Genomic DNA, 371 nt, shown 5'->3' with positions numbered 1-371 from the left:
TGGAGGCAAAACGCTTCTACAATCCAAGCGTATCATGCTCAACTTCTTGGGTTACAATGTTGACTATACTGAAACTAACGTACCGTTTATTGATAAAATGGATATGAGGGAGTCGAAATACTTTCCGACTCAAGCAGTTCGACAAGTTGGTGGTGTGGTGCACTCAAAGCCTGCACTGGTATCTTATAGTGCCGAAGTTAATGAGTCAGGTAACATCACTGCGAATAACCGAGAAGACTATTTATTATTTGGTTCGATGGATGGTGCGTTGCACTTAGTCGATGCCAGTACAGGCGAAGAAAAATGGGCACTGGTATTACATGAGATGTTCCGTAAACAATCAGAAGCTTTAGTAAAAGAAGCGATGGGCG

1 protein-coding gene is annotated in these 371 nt (G+C 42.6%); it reads left to right on the top strand.

The annotated features are described in order from the left end of the window. On the top strand, positions 1–371 hold a 371-nt coding region (locus V7D75_RS10485), incomplete at both ends, for a hypothetical protein (RefSeq protein ID WP_333614515.1).

The sequence above is a fragment of the Psychrobacter sp. genome (assembly GCF_036731945.1).
Classification (GTDB): domain Bacteria; phylum Pseudomonadota; class Gammaproteobacteria; order Pseudomonadales; family Moraxellaceae; genus Psychrobacter.
This window is presented reverse-complemented; position numbering and strand designations above follow the sequence as displayed.